The sequence below is a fragment of the Nocardia sp. NPDC004722 genome (assembly GCF_053601505.1).
Genome location: NZ_JBSGBY010000744.1, coordinates 1 through 3623 on the forward strand (window position 1 = coordinate 1; position 3623 = coordinate 3623).

Below are 3623 nucleotides of genomic sequence, written 5' to 3' on the forward strand. Positions count from 1 at the left end.
ACCTTCGCCTCCTACCGGGGCAGCCCGATCGACCGCGAGAAGGCGTGGGTGGCCAGCGTCGGCCGCACCCACGCGACCTTCGTGCGCACGTGCGCGTCGAGTCCGGCCAGATCGAGTTCGGCGTGCTCACGGGGCTGCACCAGGGCGGCGACGGCGCTGCCGAATCGCTCGTCGGCGACCCCGATCACCAAGGCGTCGAACACATCCGGGTGCGACTTGAGCGCGCCCTCGACCTCCTCCGGGAACACCTTCTCCCCGCCGGTATTGATGCATTCCGAGCCGCGCCCGAGCAGTGTCACGGTGCCGTCGGCCTCGTACCGCGCGTAATCGCCGGGCACCACGTACCGCACCCCGTCGATCTCGACGAAGATGGTCGCGGACTTCTCGGGATCCTTGTAATAACCCAGCGGCACATGCCCACGCCGCGCCATCCGCCCGACGGCGCCGGGTATGGGCTCCACCAGCTTTCCGTCCTCGTCGATGAGCGCGGCCTGCGCGCTGAAGTTCACCCTCGGGCCCTGCGAGTGGTCGGAATCCTTGCCCACCACCGCGAGTCCGGTGCTGCCGCTCTCGGACGAGCCGATCACGTCGGTGATGAAGAGGTTCGGGAACAGTTCCAGATACCGCTCCTTGAGTCCTTGCGAGAACAGCGCGGCATGACTCGAGAGCGCCCACAGCGACGAGATGTCGTAGTCATTGTCCAGGTACGCGTCGAGCAGCGGCTTGGCCATGGCATCGCCGACCACGGTGAGCACATTGACCTTTTCCCGTTCGACGGTCCGCCACACCCGTTCGGCATCGAACTGGGGGATGAAGACCACGGTGCCGCCCGTATTGAGCCCGATGAACGCGGCCCACTGCGCCGCGCCGTGGATCAGCGGTGAAAGCGGGGCGATCACAATGCCGTTCGGCGCGGACTTGGCATTGTTCGCCAGTTCCCATTCGTCGGCGACGTATTCGCCGGTGACATGGTTGATGCCGCCGCCGAGCGAGCGCCAGATGTCCTCGTGTGTCCACATGACGCCCTTGGGATAGCCGGTGGTGCCGCCCGTATAGAGGATGTAGAGGTCGTCGGAGGACCGCTGCTCGAAATCGCGCTCGGTGGACTGCCCGGCCCGCGCCCGGTCGTAGTCGATTCCGCCGAAGGCCGAGTAGTCCTTGCCGCTGCCGTCCTCGACCGCGACGAGTTCCGTCAATCCCGGTGCGGCGGGCACGACCTCGGCCACGATGTCGGCGTACGCCCGCTCGAACACCAGCGCTTTCAGGTCCGCGTTGTCGACGATGTAGCGGACTTCCTCGGCCACGTACCGGTAGTTGACCGACACCGACACCGCCCGCAACTTGTACGCGGCGATCATGCTCTCGAGCGCCTCGATCGAGTTGCGCGAGAAGACCCCGACATGATCACCCTTGCCGATGCCCCGCGAGCTCAGATAGTGCGCGAGCTGGTTGGCGCGCTCCTCGAGTTCCCGGTAGGTGACCAGCCGCCCCTCGCAGACGACGGCGGTTCGCTCGGGCACCGCGTCCACCGCATGTTCGAACAGGTCCGCAACATTGAAAGCCATGCGGCAAAGCTAGGACCGGTTGTACTGCGCGACAATGGAACTCCCGGCCGACAATTGGCAGAAACCTGCCACGCTCGGAACGCCGGATCAGACCTGGGATCATAGGCTGATGGGCAGTGGGCTGGAATCTCCCGGCGGTGATGGTGTGGGTGCGATGGGTGAACCGGTACCCGGGGTGCGCAAGGTGCGCTTCGGCAATGCCGAACTGCGGGCCGATCCCGAGCGACCGGGTGGTTGGTTGCTCACCGTCGACGGCATCGCCCAGTCCTACATCGACCTGGACGACCCGTCCTACCTGGAACTCGAATACGTCCGTTACCTCGGCTACGTCGCCGACTCCCTGCGGCCCGTCGACGCCCCGCTGGAGGTGGTCCACATCGGCGGCGGCGGAGCCACTTTCCCCCGCTACCTCTCCGCCGTCCGCCCCGGCTCCCGCCACCTCGTCATCGAGGCCGACGAGCCACTGGCCGACTTCGTCGACGAACGCCTGGGCCTGCGCTCGATCCCCGGCGTCGAGCTGCGCCTCGGCGACGGGCTGACCGAACTCGCCACGCTGCCCGCCGCTTCCGCGGACCTGGTGGTGGCGGACGCGTTCGAAGGGCTGCGGATGGCGGCGGGCATCACCGATGCCGAATTCACCGCACAGGTCGCCCGGGTACTGCGCCCCGACGGCATCTACCTGCTCAACCTGGTCGGCACAGGCCACCGCCTGGACGACATCCGCGCCGTCTTCCCCTATCGCGCACTGCTCGACGGCGACGTCTTCACCGGCTACCAGGGCAACCAGGTGCTCGCGGCCGCCCGCGTCCCGCTGCCGCTCGACGCGCTGTACCGGCGAGTGGAAAATGAGGTGCCGCCCGTTCGGGTAGCGCCGGAGTCTCCGTGAATGCGCACTTGCGGGTCCGGGACCTTGCGGGGCGGGGGGTGTGGCCGGCCATATGATCGCCGTATGAGCAGCACAGCCTCGTCCGCGCCGGTGGAGCGTGCGGCCCGACCGCGGCGCACCCAGGAGCAGCGTCGCAACGAGACGCAGGCGAAGGTGCTGGAGGCGGCGATCGAGTGCCTGCTCGAGTACGGGTACAGCGGAACGACCACGCCCCGGGTGGCCGCCAAGGCCGGGGTGACCCGGGGCGCGCAGGTGCATCATTTCCCGTCCCGGGAGGATCTGGTGACGGCCGCGGTGCGGTATCTCGCGGTGCGGCGGGCCGAGGAGGCGCTGGCCGAGTTCGCGCGAATTCCCCAGGGCGGCAATGTCGTCGAAGCGGCGCTGGACCTGTTGTGGCGGCTCCACCAGGGTCCGCTGTTCACCGCGACCGCCGAACTGTGGCTCGCCGCGCGAACCGATCGGGCACTGGCCGAACAGCTGGAATCGGTGGAGCCGGTGGTGACCAGCGGACTCGCCGCGGCGCTCGCGCCGCTGGCCCCGGCGGGCGCGTCGACGACGGTACTGCGCGACTTCGTCTATACGGCGATGGATGCCATGCGCGGGCTGCTGCTGAGCAGTTACGTCTGGCGCGACGAAGCCCGGGTGCGGCGGCAGTGGGCGCGGGTGCGGGCGCAGCTGCTGCGCTTGGCCGCCGTCGAGCTGGCCGATTACCTTCCGAGCTGAGAACTGATACGAACACGACTGTCGGTTAGTGGTTCCCTCCCTACGGCTGTAGCGCTCTGTCCTGTCCGCTTTTCCGTTGAAAAAGAAACAAACATGTGTGTATGTTTCTTGCATGGCAATGACGCCGTCCGATCGCGACGCGATCACCGAATCCACCCGTAGCTATGCCGGAGTCCGCACCCGGGTCCTGTCGGTCGCCGGTGCGGGCACCCCGATCGTGCTGTTCCACGGCTTCGCCGACAGCGCCGACACCTGGCGAGAGGTGCTCGTCCGCCTCGCCCGAGCCGGACGCACCGCGCTCGCCGTCGACCTGCCGGGCTTCGGGGCGGCCGATCCGCGGCGCGCGGGCGCGATCGTGCGCGTACGGGATGCCCACCGACTGCTGATACGGATTGTCCAGGGACTGGCCCTCTTTGGGCTGCACCCGCACATCCACCCCGGCCGCCTGA

Annotated in this window: 4 protein-coding genes; 3 read left to right on the top strand and 1 reads right to left on the bottom strand. The window is 68.1% G+C overall.

Going from position 1 to position 3623, the window contains the following annotated elements; all coding sequences use genetic code 11:
• Positions 1 to 11: 11 nt before the first annotated feature.
• Complete coding sequence (locus ACWELQ_RS41015; RefSeq protein WP_452402383.1) at positions 12 to 1565, bottom strand: acyl-CoA synthetase; 1554 nt, start codon at positions 1563 to 1565, stop codon at positions 12 to 14.
• A 154-nt stretch (positions 1566 to 1719) separates the two neighbouring features.
• On the opposite strand from ACWELQ_RS41015, the gene ACWELQ_RS41020 reads away from it, so the two are divergent.
• From ACWELQ_RS41020 to ACWELQ_RS41030, 3 genes are all read left to right on the top strand, one after another.
• Complete coding sequence (locus tag ACWELQ_RS41020; RefSeq protein ID WP_452402384.1) at positions 1720 to 2451, top strand: spermidine synthase; 732 nt, start codon at positions 1720 to 1722, stop codon at positions 2449 to 2451.
• Positions 2452 to 2514: 63 nt separating this feature from the next.
• Positions 2515 to 3174, top strand: a complete 660-nt coding sequence (locus tag ACWELQ_RS41025) for a TetR/AcrR family transcriptional regulator (protein WP_452402385.1) — start codon at positions 2515 to 2517, stop codon at positions 3172 to 3174.
• Positions 3175 to 3286: 112 nt separating this feature from the next.
• The coding region (locus tag ACWELQ_RS41030) for an alpha/beta fold hydrolase (RefSeq protein ID WP_452402386.1) at positions 3287 to 3623 on the top strand (337 nt) is incomplete at its 3' end.

Excerpts from the sequence above, each read along its gene's own strand:
- ACWELQ_RS41020 (WP_452402384.1), top strand. The coding sequence starts at position 1,720 with ATGGGTGAACCGGTACCCGGGGTGCGCAAGGTGCGCTTCGGCAATGCC.
- ACWELQ_RS41025 (WP_452402385.1), top strand. The coding sequence starts at position 2,515 with ATGAGCAGCACAGCCTCGTCCGCGCCGGTGGAGCGTGCGGCCCGACCG.
- ACWELQ_RS41015 (WP_452402383.1), bottom strand. The coding sequence starts at position 1,565 with ATGGCTTTCAATGTTGCGGACCTGTTCGAACATGCGGTGGACGCGGTG.